Below are 15,497 nucleotides of genomic sequence, written 5' to 3'. Positions count from 1 at the left end.
GCCGATCAGGCCATACCGCCGGCGACGGCCGGCAGGATCGTGATGCTGTCGCCGTCGGACAGCTTGGTGTTGATGCCGTCCAGGAAGCGGACGTCCTCGTCGTTGAGGTAGACGTTGACGAAGCGGCGCAGCTGCTCGCCGTCCACGATGCGGGCGTGGATGCCCGCGTGCCGGGTCTCGAGGTCGGCGAAGAGCTCGGCGAGGGTGTCCCCGGTGCCCTCCACCGCCTTCTGACCGTCGGTGTACTGGCGGAGGATGGTCGGGATGCGGACCTCGATGGCCATGGCTGAGGGCTCCTGTCGGAAGAGTCTGTCGTGGGTTCGGTGGGCGTGCTCGGGCACGCGGCAGTTCGCCGCGGCTCACGGCCCACGGCGTCAGCGGAAGATCAACAGATGGCGCTGTTCAGCCTGCACAGGTCGACGTGCAGGCGCGCCACGAGCAGCATGCCCGGCGCCTTGTCGCACACGTCGAGAAGAACCATGGGGTCATCGTATCGATTCCCGGATCGGCCCTCGGAGTGTGATCTCACCCTACGGACACCTTTCTTCCGCCATGCGAGATGACCCGCCGGATCGAGGGGTCAGTACGCCTCGACGACCTTGACCTCCTCCTCGGTGACCTCGCCGTCGAGGATGCGGAAGGAGCGGAACTGGAAGTCGCCGGCGCCGTCGGTGTCGGCGGTGGAGACCAGGACGTAGTGGGCGCCGGGCTCGTTGGCGTAGGAGATGTCGGTGCGCGAGGGGTAGGCCTCGGTGGCGGTGTGGGAGTGGTAGATGACCACCGGCTCCTCGTCGTTGTCGTCCATCTCGCGGTAGAGCTTCAGCAGGTCCTGGGAGTCGAACTCGTAGAAGGTGGGCGAGCGGGCCGCGTTGAGCATGGGGATGAAGCGCTCGGGACGGCCGGCTCCCACGGGGCCCGCCACCACGCCGCACGCCTCGTCGGGGTGGTCCTCGCGCGCGTGGGCGACGATCTGGTCGTACAGGGCCTGGGTGATGGTCAGCATGGGGCTCAGGATAAGCAGACGGGCTGTTCCGTACCGAGGAGTGGTACGGAACAGCCCGTATGCCGGACGCCGTGAGCGGTGGCCGCGGTGGGGCGCCACGAGCGCTCCCCCGCGGCACGGCGTCCGCGGTGAGGTCGGGGACTAGCCGCCGACCTTCTCGAACTCGTCCTCGCCGCGTCCGGTGACCTGCGGGTTGCGGTTCTTCAGGACCGCCCAGCCGATGCCGAGGGCGACGGCCCAGCCGGCCATCACGTAGAGGCAGATCCTGGAGTCGGCGTCGTAGGCGATCAGGCCGGTGACGAAGAGCAGGAACGCGATGGCGATGTAGGAGCAGACGGAGCCGCCCGGCGCCGGGAAGGAGGAGGCGGGCAGCCGGCCGGCGACGACCTGGCGGCGGTAGAGGACGTGGCTGATCAGGATCATCAGCCAGGTCCAGATGCCGGCCGCGGTGGCGACGGAGGTGACGTAGCCGAAGGCCTTCTCCGGGACGGTGTAGTTCAGGACGACGCCGATGCCCATGAAGATCACCGAGGTGAAGATGCCGAGCGCCGGGGTCTTGGTGGAGGACAGCTTCTTGAAGACCTGCGGGGCCTCGCCGTTGTCGGCCAGATTGCGCAGCATGCGGCCGGTGGAGTACATGCCGGAGTTGCAGGACGACAGGGCGGCGGTGAGGACGACGAAGTTGACGATGCCGGCGCCGGCCGGGATGCCGATGACCGCGAACGCCTTCACGAAGGGGCTGACCCCCTCGGAGAACTCGGTCCACTTGACCACGCACAGGATGACGGTGAGGGCACCGACGTAGAAGAGGGCGATGCGCCAGGGCAGGGTGTTGATCGCCTTGGGCAGGGTCTTCTCGGGGTTCTCGGACTCGCCCGCGGTGACGCCGACGAGCTCGACGGCGAGGTAGGCGAACATGACGCCCTGGAGGGTCATCAGGGAGGAGCCGATGCCCTTGGGGAAGAAGCCGTCGAAGGCCCACAGGTTGGAGACGGCGGCGGTGTCACCGGCCTGGCTGAAGCCGAGGGTGAGCACGCCGAGGCCGATCACGATCATGCCGATGATGGCGGTGACCTTGACCATGGAGAACCAGAACTCGATCTCGCCGAACAGCTTCACCGAGATCAGGTTGGCGCCGAACAGGATGATCAGGAAGACCAGCGCCGAGGTCCACTGCGGGATGGCCGGGAACCAGTAGTTGATGTAGATGGCGGCGGCGGTGAGTTCCGCCATGCCGGTGACCACCCACATCAGCCAGTACGTCCAGCCGGTGAAGTAGCCGAAGAACGGGCCGAGGAACTCGCGCGAGTACTCGGCGAAGGAGCCCGAGACGGGGCGGTAGAGCAGGAGCTCACCGAGGGCCCGCATGATGAAGAAGATGATGACGCCGGCGAGGGCGTACATGACGATCAGGCTGGGCCCGGCCTTGGCGATGTTCGCGCCGGCTCCCAGGAACAGTCCGACGCCGATGGCGCCGCCGATCGCGATCATCTGGACCTGGCGGCTGTTGAGGCCGCGCTCGTACCCCTCCTCGGGTACGGACTCCGTGTCGACCTGCGGTGAGGCCATGTGTCGTGCGCCTTTCTCCATGCCGACCCGGGCCGCTGTCGGCCCCGGACCGGGTCTCGATCCCCCCGGACTGATGGAGTTGAGCGGACTCGTGGAGGCCGCTCGTGCCTGGCCGGCGGTCACCGGCTCGGTGGCGCACCCGGCGGAACATACGGGTGGTGTTCGCCGGGCGGTCGTGAAGATTTATCACGGCGGCCACACTGATCGAACGGCCCGATTGTGGCGCACGCCACACGAAGAAGCGGACAAAACACACCTGGGCTGCCATAGATGGCACACGCGGTGACAGGATCGTTATCCGGATTTGAGCGTCCGTTGAGCGAACACTTACCTCTCGGGGGCGGCGCCCGGGGAACGCGCGGGGCCTGCCCGCACCGGTGATGGTACGGGCAGGCCCCTGGCTGCGCGGAACGGCCCCCTGGGGAGGCTCACAGGCTCTTGGCGGCCTCCGCGGCGCTCGCCTCGGTCCCGGCGTCCCCGCCCGACCGGCGGCGGCGGACGAACTCCAGGAAGGAGTCCAGCTCCCGCTTCACCACCGGGGCCAGCAGGTAGAGGCCGATGATGTTGAAGACCGAGAGCAGGAACAGGGCCGAGTCGGCGAGGCTGATCAGCGAGTCGAGGGAGAGCAGCGAGCCCGCGACGACGAACACGCTCCAGATCACCTTGAACGCCGTCTCGCTGGCCCGGCTGCGGCCGAAGAGGTACGTCCACGCCTTGAGGCCGTAGTAGCCCCAGGTCAGGATCGTGGAGAAGGCGAACAGCAGCACCGCGACGGTCAGCAGGTTCGGGAACCAGGGCAGCACGGTGGCGAAGGCGTCGGAGGTGATGGTGACGCCGCCGATGCTCTCGCCGGCGCGGGCCTCGTCCCAGCTCGCGGGGGCGGCGATGACGATGGTCAGCGCGGTCATGGTGCAGATGACGACGGTGTCGATGAACGGCTCCAGCAGCGCGACCAGGCCCTCGCTGGCGGGGTGCTTGGTCTTCACCGCGGAGTGGGCGATGGGCGCGGAGCCGAGGCCGGCCTCGTTGGAGAAGGCCGCGCGCTGGAAGCCGACGATCAGGGCGCCGATCACACCGCCCGCGACGCCGTCGGCCTCGAAGGCGCCCTCGAACACGGCGCCGATGGCGTCGGGCACGGCGGTGACGTTGGTCAGGATGACGATCAGGCAGGCCACGATGTACATGACCGCCATGGCCGGGACCAGCCGGCTGGTCACCGAGGCGATGGACCGGATGCCGCCGAGCAGGACCAGGCCCACCAGCGCGGCGACGACCAGGCCGAACAGCACGGCACCGGCCGAGGAGGCCAGGAAGCCGTCCTCGCCGCCGAAGGTCGAGGAGATCTGCGCGTAGCTCTGGTTGGTCTGGAACAGGTTGCCGCCGAACAGACCGAAGAAGAGGATCATGACCGAGGCCAGCACGGCCAGCACCTTGCCGAACTTGGCGCCGCCGCTGCCGAAGCGCTCGGCCAGCCCCTTGGGCAGGTAGTGCATGGGTCCGCCGGAGACGGTGCCGTCCGGGTGCTCCTCGCGGTACTTCACACCGAGGGTGACCTCGACGAACTTGGTGGCCATGCCGAGCAGACCGCAGAGGATCATCCAGAAGGTGGCGCCCGGGCCGCCGATGGACACGGCGACGGCGACACCGGCGATGTTGCCGAGGCCCACGGTGCCCGAGACGGCGGCGGTCAGCGCCTGGAAGTGGTTGACCTCGCCGGGCGAGCCGTCCTCGTCGTACTTGCCGCGTACGACGTCGAGGGCGAGTTTGAGCTTGCGGGCCTGTAGGAAGCCGAACCACGTGGTGAAGACGAGACCCGCTATCACGAGCCAGGCGACGATGAGCGGCAGGTCGGTGCCGCCGACGGGGACGGTGTAGAAGACGATGTCGCCGACCGTGGTGGCGACGGGATCGAAGAAATCGCTGACGGCGTCGTCGATGGACTGGGTGATGGAGTCGAGTGACATCGAACTTCCTCGGTGATGCGGGGACATGCTGGCTGGGGCGCAGCGGAGCGGGGACGGCACGGCGGGCGCCATGTCCCGTTCGGCGACGGCGGTGGGGCGAGGCCCCGGGAACCGGGACCGCGACCCTCGTGTCGTACGGGTCCTGCACACCGGTGGGTGACCGGTCGACTTGCTCAGGCCGACCGGTCGACCGCAAGCGAGTTGCCGATTCTTACCATGCTGTTTACGTCCCGTTGAGTGACGCAGGTCACAAAAAACCGCCCCCGCGACACAAGGCGCAGGGGCGGTGACGGGATCGTTATGCGGACTTGAGGTTCCTCTGAGCGAACCGATCAGCGGACTTTTCCGGACATCCTGCTCGGATTCACGGCATGAGTGTCGAGACGAGCGTCTCCTGGAGTCCGCCGAGCCAGAGGTACGCCATCACCATCGGCTTGCGCGGGTCCTCGTCGGGGAGGTGGAAGAGGAGGTCGCTGTCGTCCTCGTCGCTGATCTCCAGCCGGGAGCCGATCGCCAGCCGCAGGTCGTTCAGGGCACCGAGCCACCGCCGGGACTCGTCGGCGGACAGCTTGAGCACCGCCCCGCCCTCGCCGGCCGAGGTGAGCGCGTCCAGGGAGCGGATGACCGCGAGGGCGTTGTCGCGCTTGCCGGCCCGCAGGTCGTTCTCGGTGTAGCGGCGGAACTCGGCGGAGTACGCCCGCTGCTCCTCGGCCTCCTTGGCCTGCGGGGCCGCCCCGGGGTCGCCGTAGGCGTCCGGGAAGAGCCGGCGCAGCACGGGGTCGGAGGGCGGTTCGCTCGGACCCTCGGCGAAGAGCTCGGCGAGCGGGTCGGCGGAGGCGTCCTCGGCGGGGCCGGGGCCGATGAGCTCCAGCAGCTGCACGGCCAGGGACCGGATGATGGAGATCTCGACGTCGTCGAGGGCGACGGCCGCGCCGCCGCCGGGGAGCGGTTCGAAGTGTCCTGGCATGGAGGCGATTCGCTACTTCCGGTCCTGCGGGCGGGGGCGGGTCATGTCCGGCTCGGTCACTTCCGGTCCTGCTGGAGGGTGGCCCACAGTCCGTAGCCGTGCATGGCCTGGACGTCGCGTTCCATCTCCTCGCGGCTGCCGCTGGAGACGACCGCCCGGCCCTTGTGGTGGACGTCGAGCATGAGCTTGGTGGCCTTGTCCTTGGAGTAGCCGAAGTACGTCTGGAAGACGTACGTCACGTAGCTCATGAGGTTGACCGGGTCGTTGTGGACGATCGTGACCCACGGGACGTCGGGCTCGGGTACGGCGAAGACCTCCTCCGCCGACTCGGTGCGTTCGATCTCCAGGGGTGCGGGTGACGTCACACAGCCCATGCTGCCACCGCAGGGGGGTGTTGGCACAAACCGGCCCGCTGGGACGGCCCGCCGTCCGGCATGCGGACCCCATTTCGTCACTGTGACGAAATGGGGGTAGCATCCTCGCATGAACACAGCGGACCTTGGGCTGCCGGTGGACGTCCCCTCGACGGCGCTCTTCACGGACCAGTACGAGCTGACGATGCTGCGCGCCGCGCTGAAGGCCGGTACGGCCGGGCGGCGCAGCGTGTTCGAGGTCTTCACCCGGCGGCTGCCGGACGGCCGCCGCTACGGCGTGGTGGCCGGCACCGGGCGGGTGCTGGACGCGGTGGAGAACTTCCGTTTCGACCCGGGCGTCCTGGGCTTCCTGCGGGAGAAGAACATCGTGGACGGCGAGACCCTGGACTGGCTGGCCGGCTACCGCTTCTCCGGCGACATCTGGGGCTACCCCGAGGGCGAGGTGTACTTCCCGGGCTCGCCGATCATGCGGGTCGAGGGCACCTTCGCGGAGTGCGTGCTGCTGGAGACGGTGATCCTGTCGATCCTCAACCACGACTCGGCCATCGCCGCCGCGGCCTCGCGGATGTCGTCCGCCGCCGGCGACCGGCCGCTGATCGAGATGGGTGCCCGGCGCACCCACGAGCTGGCCGCGGTGGCCGCCTCACGGGCCGCCTACGTCGGCGGCTTCACCTCCACCTCCGACCTCGCGGCCGGCTTCCGCTACAACATCCCGACCGTGGGCACCTCCGCCCACGCCTTCACCCTGCTCCACGACAGCGAGCGGGACGCCTTCCGGGCCCAGGTGGACTCCCTCGGCGGCGGCACGACCCTGCTGGTGGACACCTACGACGTGTCCGAGGCGGTCCGTACGGCGGTCGAGATCGCCGGGCCGGAACTGGGCGCCGTGCGCATCGACTCCGGTGACCTGCTGCTGGTGGCGCACCGGGTGCGGCAGCAGCTGGACGAGCTGGGCGCCACCGGCACGAGGATCATCGTGACCTCGGACCTGGACGAGTACGCGATCGCCTCGCTGGCCGCGGCGCCCGTGGACGCGTACGGGGTGGGGACGCAGCTGGTGACCGGCTCCGGGCACCCGACGGCCTCCATGGTCTACAAGCTGGTCGCCCGGGCCGCCTCCGACGACCCGAAGGCGCCGCTGGTGCCGGTGGCGAAGAAGTCGTCCGGCGGCAAGACCTCCGTCGGCGGCCGCAAGTGGGCGGCGCGGCGGCTGGACGAGTACGGCGTCGCCGAGGCCGAGGTGGTCGGCACCGGGCCGGTCCCGGCCGAGCTGGCCGGGCGGCAGCTGCTGGTGCCGCTGGTCGAGGGCGGCGAGGTGATCGCCCGCGAGCCGCTGGACGTGGTCCGCGACCGGCACGCGGCGGCCCGCGCGGGTCTGCCGCTGTCGGCTACACAGCTCTCCCGCGGGGAACCCGTCCTTCCGACGGAGTACGCGCACGGGCCGGCGGGCAGCTGAGAAGGCGTGGCCCCGGTGCGGTGCGTGCCCCCTCGGGGGTGTGCCCCTGTCGTACGCGGGCCGGGGCTCCCCGTACGACGGTCCGGGCTCCCCGTACGCGGGCCGGGGCTCCCGCCCGCCGTGCCGTGCCCCTGTCCGTACCGCCCGCCGTTCCATAGGCTCGGAGGTTCACCCGGCCGGGCCCGCCCCCACCCCGACCCCGACCCCATAGTCGAAGGACACCCACCATGCGCCGCGCACTGATCGTCGTCGACGTACAGAACGACTTCTGCGAGGGGGGCAGCCTCGCCGTGGCCGGCGGTGCCGACGTGGCCGCCGCCATCACCGAGCTGATCGGCCAGGCCCCGGCCGGCTACCGCCATGTGGTGGCCACCCGGGACCACCACATCGCCCCCGGCGGACACTTCGCCGACAACCCCGACTACGTCCGCTCCTGGCCCGCGCACTGCGTCGCCGGGACCGAGGGCGTCGGCTTCCACCCGAACTTCGCGCCCGCCGTCACCTCCGGCGCCGTAGACGCCGTCTTCGACAAGGGCGCCTACGCGGCCGCGTACAGCGGGTTCGAGGGGGCCGACGAGAACGGCACGGGTCTGGCCGACTGGCTGCGGACCCGGGAGATCGACGAGGTGGACGTGGTGGGCATCGCCACCGACCACTGCGTACGGGCCACCGCCCTGGACGCCGCCCGCGAGGGCTTCCGCACGCAGGTGCTGCTCGACCTCACGGCCGGGGTGGCGCAGGAGACCACGGAGCGGGCGCTGGAGGAGCTGCGGGCGGCGGGGGTGGAGCTGTCGGGCAAGCCGGTCGTGCAGTGACCGCTCACATCGGCGTGGGGCGTCTGAGGAGCGCCCGGATCGGGTGCCAGAGCTCCACCGTCAGGTCGGTGCCCAGGACACCGGTCCCGGGCGCCGTGCGCCATATCAGGCCGTCGGGGTGGTGCAGCACCGCGGTGATCTCGTCGGGGGTCGGCGGGGCCGCGTTGCCCCGCAGGTAGACCGCCCGCAGCCCCAGGTTGCGCAGCCTGGTCAGGGCGCGCGCCCGGTTCTGGGCGTGGACCAGCACCCGCACTCCGGCGGGCCGGTCGGCGGCCGGGCTGGGCAGGTTCAGTGCCACCACCACCGTGCCGTTCGGCAGCTTGCAGAAACCTCCTGCGGCCATGCGGTCATACCCCCGTGTCAGCCGGTGTCGTGACAGGTGTCAATAAGAGAGCCACAGGAGGCACCTAAACACGGATCGGCGGTGACCCGCCAGGGGGTCACCGCCGATCATGTGCTGACCTGCGAAGATGCGATTTACCTGCCCGCGGGGCCGACCTCGAGCTCGATCGTCGAGCCGTCCTTGGCCTCCTTGAGGATCTTGATCTTCGTGTTGGTGTCAGTGATCTTGACACCGGCGGTCGGGTTCGACGGGTCGTAGTAGGTGCTGGTGCGGTCGTTGAAGACCGACACGCCCTTCGACGACGGGATCCAGGTCGCCGCGTCCGCCTTGTGCAGCGTCATGCCGTCGGTGCGGTAGAGGCTGAACGGCGAGTCGTAGGACTGGACGCGGTTGCGCATCAGCGTGCCGTCGGACCACTTCAGCGCGGTCGGGTGGGAGTCGACCGGCAGGACCAGACCGGTGCCCGGGTGCTGGCTGGTGTTGTTGTCCGCCTGGGAGGTGTCCCACTTCCAGATCAGCAGGCCGTTCTGGTAGGCGTAGTGCTCCACCCAGTCCGGACGGCTGTTGGCGAAGCCGAAGTTGTACGGGCCGGTCTTCAGCGTCTTGTCGTACGACACGTACTGCCGGTTCTCGGCGAGGTAGTACTGCGCGTAGTCCTTGGTGAAGGACGCGCCCACGCGGGAGAAGCCGGTCGCCGTCCAGGCGGCGTCGGCGCTCTCGGCGTTGTCGGAGAAGACCGGCGCGCCGTCCGCCGTCACCGTGATCGCGTCGGCCGTGAAGCCCTTCTGGGCCACGCCGCCGTCGGTCTGGTAGCGGAAGCGCAGGTCGACCTTCTGGCCGGCGTAGGCGTCCAGGGAGTACGCGAGCTTCTTGTGGCCGTCGGCCGTGCCGTGCAGGGCCGGCTTGTCGGCGGCGTCGCGCGGGATCGGCTGTCCGTCGACCGTGCCGTCCACGGCGGTCCAGTTGGCGCCGCCGTCGGTGGACACCTCGGTGTAGAGGTAGTCGTAGTTGGCCTCGATGTCGTACCAGCCGTCGAAGGTCAGCTCGGCCTTCGACGCGCCGGTGAGGTCGACCGAACGCGTCAGCGTGTTCTTGAGGTTGTCGCCGCTGCCGCTCCACCACTGGGTGGCGCCCTCGGCCGGCTGGACGATCTCGGTGGTGACGGCCTTCTTCGGCAGCTCGACGACCAGCGCCTGCTTGTGCTTGGTGTTGTACTCGGCGACGCCCAGCTTGTGCCAGGAGTCGACACCCGCCTTGGCCGTGTCGTAGTTGAGCCAGCCGAGCTGGAGCTTGTCCCAGGCGGTCATGTCGCCGGGCAGGTCACCGATCTCGTTCTTGCCGGTGCCCAGCCAGGAACCGGACGACATCAGCGTCCAGAAGCCGGTGGAGTTCTCGCCGCCCGCGGTGTCGTAGTGGTCCGGCAGACCGAGGTCGTGACCGTACTCGTGGGCGTAGACGCCGAGTCCGCCGTTCTCCGGCTGGACGGTGTAGTCGCCGACCCAGATGCCGGTGGAGCCGATCTGCGCGCCGCCGAGCTTGTTCTGCTCGGGGCCGGTGGCGCCGGCGTCGGTGCCGAAGGCGTACCAGCGGTGGGCCCAGATCGCGTCCTCGCCCTGGGCGCCGCCGCCCGCGGACTCGTCCTCGCCGGCGTGCACGACCTGGAAGTGGTCGATGTAGCCGTCGGGCTCGTTGAAGTCGCCGTCGCCGTCGAAGTCGTAGCGGTCCCACTCGTCGAAGCGGGCCGCGTCCGCCTTGATCTGGGCGTCGGTCCTCCCAGCTGCCTTCTGCTGGTCGACCCACGCGTTCAGACCGTCGCTGACCACGTTCCACACGCTGGGGCAGTTGGTCGCGCCGCAGGCGTTGTTGCCGTAGCGGGCCTCGTTGTAGGGGACCTTGACCCAGTCGGAGACCTCGCCCTCGACCGAGTAACGGCCGGAGGACTGCTTCTCGTAGTACGTCTTGACCGAGTCGACGCCCTTGCCGGAGCCGAAGTACAGGTCCTCGAAGTGCTGCTGGTCGTAGTCCTCCTGCCAGGCCGTGGAGTTGTCCTTCTCACGGTCCGGCTCGGCGATCCGGTTGTGCAGCGGACCCGGGGTGCCGCCGTAGCGGCTGTCGACCTGGTCCCCGAACTCGACCAGGATCGTGAAGATCTTGTCGGTCTTCTCGCGGCCGAGTTCGACGTACTTGCTGTCGCCCTTCTTGCTCTTGAGCTGGACGACCTTCGAACCTTCGCGGTTCTTGACCGATGCCTTACCGGAGATGACCTGCTTGAGGGCTTCCTCGCGCTGGGCCTCCTGCGTCTTGGTGAGCGGGCCCTCGAGGTCGTGCTCGACGTGGTGGTGGTCCGCCGGGTCGTGCCGGTCCACGGCGCCGGGACGGTCGGCCTTGTCAGCCGTGTCGGCCTGGGCCACGGTGAACGCAGAGCAGGTGGCGGTGGCCGCCGCGAGCGCCACGCCTATCGCGGCCGCTCTGAACGTCCAGGGTCTACTGGTCACTTGAGATCCCCTCCCGCGTGCGCACGCGCGGACAAGGGAGGTTCCGGTGATGGAAGGTTCCCGCGCGTACGTGATCAACGCGTGTAGTCAAGTGACGACATTTGACTAGAGGTTCGTCAGAAAAAACAGCCCTTGACTTGAACTGTTCAACTGCACTATGCGGAGTTCGCGTTCGCTTACCGGACACACCCGTGCGAACCCGGGCGGGCGCGTGCAACCGTCCACGGGATGGACGCCATGACTCCGTGCGCCCCCTGTGCACCGGCCCTGTCGGTTAGGTCACGCTTACCGTCCGTTCCCCTCGGGCACCCTCGCGGTTAGAGTCGCTTGGTGGAACGCCCATGAGCCGGTGGAAAGCCAGGCCGACAGCCCCCGACTTCCGAGGACACGATGGCCATGCCCCGTCCGACTGTCGCTCAGCTCGCTTACGGTTCGTGCACCGTGATCTTCTCGACCCTCGCCATGCTGCTGTTGTCCGGCACGAGTTCGGGCATCGGTGTCACGGTCGTCGCCCTCGCGGCGCTCGCCCTCGGACTGGTGGTGGCCATGGTGGTTCCGCGTCCCGGGCCCCGGCGGCCCGTCGCGGTGGAACAGCCCGCGCCCCTGGAGCCGGTCCGGGCCACCCTGCCCGCCCCGGCCCGCGAGCCGGTGCGGGAGCGCGCCGCGTCCTGACCCGGGCCGGATCGCTCCGGCCCCGCGTCACCTGCTGCTGACCACCACGGTTTTGGCCGCCTTGTCGTGCAGGCCCTGCTTGTAGGGCCGGTCGAAGAAGCTCCAGCCGCCCGAGATCGCGGTCCACACACAGGCGCAGCAGAACGCGAAGGGCAGCCACAGCACGGCGGCGCGGATCAGCGCGGTCTGCACGGAGGGGTTCGCGCCGTTGCCGAGGTCGGCCACCCGCATACCCAGCCACTTCTTGCCCAGGGTCTGGCCGGAGCGGACGGTCATGAAGGTGTCGTAGCCGATGTAGAGCACGGCGGCGATGACGGACTGCCCGAAGGAGTTGCCGACGTTGATCCGATCGCCGTCGACGTTGTACTCGCTGACTCCGAACGGCCAGGTGAGCAGCCAGACGACGACGCCGACCAGGAGCATGTCGATGACGCGGGCGAGCGTGCGCCTGCCGCTGTCGGCGAGCGGGGGCATCCCGGCGAGGGGATCGGCGGAGCCGGGGCCGTAAGGGCCACCGGGCCGGCCGCCGTCGTGGGGGCCGCCGTCGTACGGGCCGCCGGGGGTGTCGTACGGGGAGCCGGTCCCCGGTGCTCCGGGGCCGCCCGGCGGGGTGTGCTTCTTGAACGGGTCGTCGTCCGGCGGCTGCCGACCGGAGCCGGGGGGCGGTTCGGTGGTCATGCCCCCGAGTCGACCGCGAACCCCCCGGCCCCGCATCCGGCGAGCGGCCGTCCGGAGTACCGGCGCTCCCACCCGGTGGTGCGGGCGGTACGGGCGGCGCGTACGGGTGCCGCCGCGATCAGGCGGCGGCGACGAAGGTGTGCGCCGCCTTGTCGTGCCAGCACTGGCGCCAGGGCTTGTCGAACAGGCACCACACGACGCCGACGACCCCGACGACGAGCAGCCCGGGCACGCTGTAGACGAGCCAGCGGCGCAGGGCCGCGCCGAACTCGGGTGCGTCGTGGCCCTCGATGTCGCGCACCTCCAGCCCCAGCAGCTTCTTGCCCAGTGTGCGGCCCCACTTGACGGTGGGCAGCACTTCGAGGAGGACACCGGCGAGGAGGAGGACGGCGAGGACGATGCCGAGGTGGACCGAGGTGGTGCCGTCGAGCAGCCAGACCGTGACGGTCTCCCCGGACAGCTTGGCCGCGTCGATCTTCGCCTCGATGTGGTCCACGGCCTGGAGGCCGAGCGGCACACCGGCCACGGCGGTGACGGCGCCCAGGACGACGGTGTCCAGCAGCCGGGCGGCGAGTCGCCTGCCGAGCGCGGCGGGGCGGGCCTCGGCCTGGCGCCGGGCGGCGGCCTGGAACACGTCCTCGACCGGCGGCTTCCACGGCACGACCGGCGGCTCGCCGCCGTCGGCGAGCCGGTGCACCTGCTGCGCCCAGGACGACTGGCCACCGCCGGGCCCGCTCGTCAGGGGCGCGGCGGGAGCGGCGGCGGCAGCGGGAGCGGCAGCGGCGGGGTGGGCCGGTCCGCCGGTCTGCGGCGGCACGGCCGGAGCGGCGGCCTGCTGCGGCCCGGACGGCGCCGGCGCCTGCTGCGGGCCGGCGGGGGCGGCGGCCTGCTGCGGCCCGGACGGTGCCGTGGCCGAGGCGGCGGCACGCTCGGCGGCGGCCTTCCCGGCCCCGAAGCCGGGCCGCCCGGGGGCGGCGGCCTGGCCCGCACCCGGCCCGCCCGCGCGCGGGGCGACGGCGCGGAAGGTCATGGTGCCCTCGTCGGCGTGGGCTTCGCCGGGGGCGTCGGGGGCCGGCCGGGACCCGGTCGTCGGCCTGCGGAACATGAAGGTGTCGCCCGCGCCGGCCGCGGCCGGGGCGTCCGCGCCCGCGGGCCCGGCCTCCGGCGCGGATCCCGACGGCGTGGACGGGGCCGAGGGGTGCGGCACCCTCGGGTCGGCCCCCCAGAGGACCCTGCGGTCCTGTTCGCCGCCGAAACCGGACTGGCGGGAGCGGTCGGCGCCCCAGGCCGAGGCGGGTTCGGGCCGGCTGCCGTGCTGCGCGTCTCCCGGCGACGCGGCCGGGGAGGACGACGGGGACGGCGACGGGGACGACGGGGCCGGGGAGGGCGCGTCGGCCGGGTCCTCGTCGAAGAAGTGCGGGCCGGTCTCCTCCACGGAGGGCCGCGCCGGGCCCACGCCGGGCGGCGGCGCGAGCGACTCGCCCTCCTTGGGCGCCGGACGGCTCGTGCCCGGCACCCAGGAGTCACCGTTCCAGTACCGGACATATCCAGGAATGGACGGGTCCGGGTAATACCCTTCGCGGGGCCTGTCGTCGCCGGGGGCCGGGGTTGGGGCGCTCATGTCCGTCGTCCCGTATCTGCTCGAGGGGTGGGTCGGGGGGCTCCACATCTATCAGACGAGCGGGGGCCTGACCGCCCGTCCGGCCGGACCCCACTCCTTTCGGGCACCTTCTCGTTCAGAAGAGCTTGCCCGGGTTGAGAATGCCCAGCGGGTCGAAGACCTGTTTGACGGCCCGCTGCATCTCGAGCCCGACCGGGCCCAGTTCGCGCGCCAGCCACTCCTTCTTCAGCACGCCGACCCCGTGCTCGCCGGTGATGGTGCCGCCGAGGTCCAGGCCGAGCGCCATGATCTCGTCGAAGGACTCACGCGCCCGCCGGGACTCCTCGGAGTCCCGCGCGTCGAAGCAGACCGTCGGGTGGGTGTTGCCGTCGCCCGCGTGGGCGACGACGCCGATGGTGAGCCGGTGCTTCTCGGCGATCCGCTCGACGCCGTCGATGAGTTCGCCGAGCCGTGAGCGGGGCACGCACACGTCGTCGATCATCGTGGTGCCCTTGACGGCTTCGAGCGCGACCAGGGCCGTCCGCCGCGCCTGGAGGAGCAGTTCGGACTCGGCGGCATCCTCGGCCGGCACGACCTGGGTGGCGCCGGCGGCCTCGCACAGCGCGCCGACGGCGGCGAGGTCGGCGGCCGGGTCGGTGGTGTCGAAGGCGGCGAGCAGCAGGGCCTCGGTGGACTCCGGCAGGCCCATGTGGGCCATGTCGTTGACGGCCTTGACCGTCGTACGGTCCATGAGTTCCAGGAGTGAGGGGACGTGGCCGCCGGCCATGATGCGGCAGACGGCGTCGCAGGCGGCGGCGCCGGAGGGGAACTCGGCGGCCAGCACCAGGTGCCCGGGCGGTTTGGGCCTGAGGGCGAGGACCGCCCGCACGACGATGCCGAGGGAGCCCTCGGAGCCGACGAACAGCCGGGTCAGGTCGTATCCGGCGACGCCCTTGGCGGTGCGGCGGCCGGTGGACATCAGCCGGCCGTCGGCGAGGACGACGTCCAGTCCGAGGACGTACTCGGCCGTCACCCCGTACTTCACGCAGCACAGGCCGCCGGACGCGGTGCCGATGTTGCCGCCGATGGTGCACATCTCCCAGCTGGAGGGGTCCGGCGGGTAGTACAGACCGTGGTCGCCGACGGCGCGCGAGAGGGTGGCGTTGACGACGCCGGGTTCGACGACGGCGATCCGGTCGACCGGGTCGATCTCCAGGATGCGGTCCATCTTGGTCAGGGAGAGCACGATGCAGCCGTCGGTGGCGTTGGCGGCGCCGGAGAGGCCGGTGCGGGCGCCCTGCGGGACGACGGGGACGCCCAGCTCGGTGGCGGTGCGCATGACGTGCTGGACCTGTTCGACCGTGCGCGGCAGGACGACCACGGCGGGGTCGCCGGCCGGGCAGAAGCTCGCCATGTCGTTGGCGTAGGAGGCCGTGACGTCGGGGTCGGTGATCAGTGCCTCGGCGGGCAGGCCGCCGAGCAGCCGGTCGACGAGAGGGCCGGCCGCCACCGTGTCTTCATCGCGTCGCGCTTCGATACGGCTCATGATCACAGCGTGGCA

Annotated in this window: 15 protein-coding genes; 3 read left to right on the top strand and 12 right to left on the bottom strand. The window is 70.7% G+C overall.

The window, feature by feature from the left end; genetic code table 11:
• Window positions 1-5: 5 nt before the first annotated feature.
• The 7 genes from FHX78_RS21200 to clpS all read right to left on the bottom strand — a co-directional run bounded on the left by FHX78_RS21200 (window position 6) and on the right by clpS (window position 5,877).
• Window positions 6-284 carry a MoaD/ThiS family protein gene (locus FHX78_RS21200; protein WP_145869000.1) on the bottom strand — a complete coding sequence of 93 codons (279 nt, stop codon included), beginning with the start codon at window positions 282-284 and terminating at the stop codon, window positions 6-8.
• 101 nt (window positions 285-385) lie between these two features.
• Window positions 386-481 (bottom strand): putative leader peptide, encoded by a 96-nt coding sequence (locus FHX78_RS38065; RefSeq protein ID WP_341874751.1) that lies wholly within the window; start codon window positions 479-481, stop codon window positions 386-388.
• Between the two features lie 99 nt (window positions 482-580).
• Window positions 581-1,003, bottom strand: coding sequence for a M67 family metallopeptidase (locus FHX78_RS21190; protein WP_145868998.1), 423 nt, complete (start codon window positions 1,001-1,003; stop codon window positions 581-583).
• Between the two features lie 141 nt (window positions 1,004-1,144).
• Window positions 1,145-2,572, bottom strand: coding sequence for an amino acid permease (locus FHX78_RS21185; protein ID WP_145868997.1), 1,428 nt, complete (start codon window positions 2,570-2,572; stop codon window positions 1,145-1,147).
• A 428-nt stretch (window positions 2,573-3,000) separates the two neighbouring features.
• Window positions 3,001-4,536: an alanine/glycine:cation symporter family protein gene (locus FHX78_RS21180; RefSeq protein ID WP_145868996.1), complete on the bottom strand. Its 1,536-nt coding sequence runs from the start codon at window positions 4,534-4,536 to the stop codon at window positions 3,001-3,003.
• A 364-nt stretch (window positions 4,537-4,900) separates the two neighbouring features.
• A complete protein-coding gene (locus FHX78_RS21175) occupies window positions 4,901-5,503 on the bottom strand; it encodes a DUF2017 domain-containing protein (RefSeq protein ID WP_145868995.1) in 603 nt (200 codons plus the stop codon).
• Window positions 5,504-5,559: 56 nt separating this feature from the next.
• Window positions 5,560-5,877: an ATP-dependent Clp protease adapter ClpS gene (gene clpS, locus FHX78_RS21170; protein WP_003990557.1), complete on the bottom strand. Its 318-nt coding sequence runs from the start codon at window positions 5,875-5,877 to the stop codon at window positions 5,560-5,562.
• A 109-nt stretch (window positions 5,878-5,986) separates the two neighbouring features.
• Between clpS and FHX78_RS21165 the strand changes: the two genes are divergently transcribed.
• Together FHX78_RS21165 and FHX78_RS21160 are read left to right on the top strand one after the other, a co-directional pair.
• Window positions 5,987-7,333 (top strand): nicotinate phosphoribosyltransferase, encoded by a 1,347-nt coding sequence (locus FHX78_RS21165; protein ID WP_145868994.1) that lies wholly within the window; start codon window positions 5,987-5,989, stop codon window positions 7,331-7,333.
• A 227-nt stretch (window positions 7,334-7,560) separates the two neighbouring features.
• Window positions 7,561-8,148 carry a nicotinamidase gene (locus FHX78_RS21160; RefSeq protein ID WP_145868993.1) on the top strand — a complete coding sequence of 196 codons (588 nt, stop codon included), beginning with the start codon at window positions 7,561-7,563 and terminating at the stop codon, window positions 8,146-8,148.
• Window positions 8,149-8,152: 4 nt separating this feature from the next.
• On the opposite strand, the gene FHX78_RS21155 is transcribed toward FHX78_RS21160, so the two are convergent.
• Window positions 8,153-8,491, bottom strand: a complete 339-nt coding sequence (locus tag FHX78_RS21155) for a hypothetical protein (protein ID WP_145868992.1) — start codon at window positions 8,489-8,491, stop codon at window positions 8,153-8,155.
• A gap of 134 nt (window positions 8,492-8,625) precedes the next feature.
• Window positions 8,626-10,986 (bottom strand): immune inhibitor A domain-containing protein, encoded by a 2,361-nt coding sequence (locus FHX78_RS21150; RefSeq protein WP_145868991.1) that lies wholly within the window; start codon window positions 10,984-10,986, stop codon window positions 8,626-8,628.
• Window positions 10,987-11,376: 390 nt separating this feature from the next.
• Between FHX78_RS21150 and FHX78_RS21145 the strand changes: the two genes are divergently transcribed.
• The gene (locus tag FHX78_RS21145) at window positions 11,377-11,658 is read left to right on the top strand and encodes a hypothetical protein (protein WP_189908734.1); all 282 of its coding nucleotides are present in this window, start codon (window positions 11,377-11,379) and stop codon (window positions 11,656-11,658) included.
• A 27-nt stretch (window positions 11,659-11,685) separates the two neighbouring features.
• Here the strand turns inward: FHX78_RS21145 and FHX78_RS21140 are convergent, their stop codons facing one another.
• The 3 genes from FHX78_RS21140 to FHX78_RS21130 form a co-directional block, all read right to left on the bottom strand.
• The gene (locus FHX78_RS21140) at window positions 11,686-12,336 is read right to left on the bottom strand and encodes an RDD family protein (RefSeq protein WP_145868989.1); all 651 of its coding nucleotides are present in this window, start codon (window positions 12,334-12,336) and stop codon (window positions 11,686-11,688) included.
• Between the two features lie 118 nt (window positions 12,337-12,454).
• Window positions 12,455-13,957 carry an RDD family protein gene (locus FHX78_RS21135; protein ID WP_145868988.1) on the bottom strand — a complete coding sequence of 501 codons (1,503 nt, stop codon included), beginning with the start codon at window positions 13,955-13,957 and terminating at the stop codon, window positions 12,455-12,457.
• A gap of 115 nt (window positions 13,958-14,072) precedes the next feature.
• Window positions 14,073-15,488 carry an FAD-binding oxidoreductase gene (locus FHX78_RS21130; RefSeq protein WP_145868987.1) on the bottom strand — a complete coding sequence of 472 codons (1,416 nt, stop codon included), beginning with the start codon at window positions 15,486-15,488 and terminating at the stop codon, window positions 14,073-14,075.
• Window positions 15,489-15,497: the final 9 nt, after the last annotated feature.

It is taken from the genome of Streptomyces capillispiralis, from assembly GCF_007829875.1.
GTDB classification, from domain to species: domain Bacteria; phylum Actinomycetota; class Actinomycetes; order Streptomycetales; family Streptomycetaceae; genus Streptomyces; species Streptomyces capillispiralis.
The sequence above is the reverse complement of the archived record's forward strand: the minus strand, read 5'-3'. Positions and strand labels throughout refer to the sequence as shown.

Excerpts from the sequence above, each read along its gene's own strand:
- FHX78_RS21200 (WP_145869000.1), bottom strand. The coding sequence starts at position 284 with ATGGCCATCGAGGTCCGCATCCCGACCATCCTCCGCCAGTACACCGAC.
- FHX78_RS38065 (WP_341874751.1), bottom strand. The coding sequence starts at position 481 with ATGGTTCTTCTCGACGTGTGCGACAAGGCGCCGGGCATGCTGCTCGTG.
- FHX78_RS21190 (WP_145868998.1), bottom strand. The coding sequence starts at position 1,003 with ATGCTGACCATCACCCAGGCCCTGTACGACCAGATCGTCGCCCACGCG.
- FHX78_RS21185 (WP_145868997.1), bottom strand. The coding sequence starts at position 2,572 with ATGGCCTCACCGCAGGTCGACACGGAGTCCGTACCCGAGGAGGGGTAC.
- FHX78_RS21180 (WP_145868996.1), bottom strand. The coding sequence starts at position 4,536 with ATGTCACTCGACTCCATCACCCAGTCCATCGACGACGCCGTCAGCGAT.
- FHX78_RS21175 (WP_145868995.1), bottom strand. The coding sequence starts at position 5,503 with ATGCCAGGACACTTCGAACCGCTCCCCGGCGGCGGCGCGGCCGTCGCC.
- clpS (WP_003990557.1), bottom strand. The coding sequence starts at position 5,877 with ATGGGCTGTGTGACGTCACCCGCACCCCTGGAGATCGAACGCACCGAG.
- FHX78_RS21165 (WP_145868994.1), top strand. The coding sequence starts at position 5,987 with ATGAACACAGCGGACCTTGGGCTGCCGGTGGACGTCCCCTCGACGGCG.
- FHX78_RS21160 (WP_145868993.1), top strand. The coding sequence starts at position 7,561 with ATGCGCCGCGCACTGATCGTCGTCGACGTACAGAACGACTTCTGCGAG.
- FHX78_RS21155 (WP_145868992.1), bottom strand. The coding sequence starts at position 8,491 with ATGGCCGCAGGAGGTTTCTGCAAGCTGCCGAACGGCACGGTGGTGGTG.
- FHX78_RS21145 (WP_189908734.1), top strand. The coding sequence starts at position 11,377 with ATGGCCATGCCCCGTCCGACTGTCGCTCAGCTCGCTTACGGTTCGTGC.
- FHX78_RS21140 (WP_145868989.1), bottom strand. The coding sequence starts at position 12,336 with ATGACCACCGAACCGCCCCCCGGCTCCGGTCGGCAGCCGCCGGACGAC.
- FHX78_RS21135 (WP_145868988.1), bottom strand. The coding sequence starts at position 13,957 with ATGAGCGCCCCAACCCCGGCCCCCGGCGACGACAGGCCCCGCGAAGGG.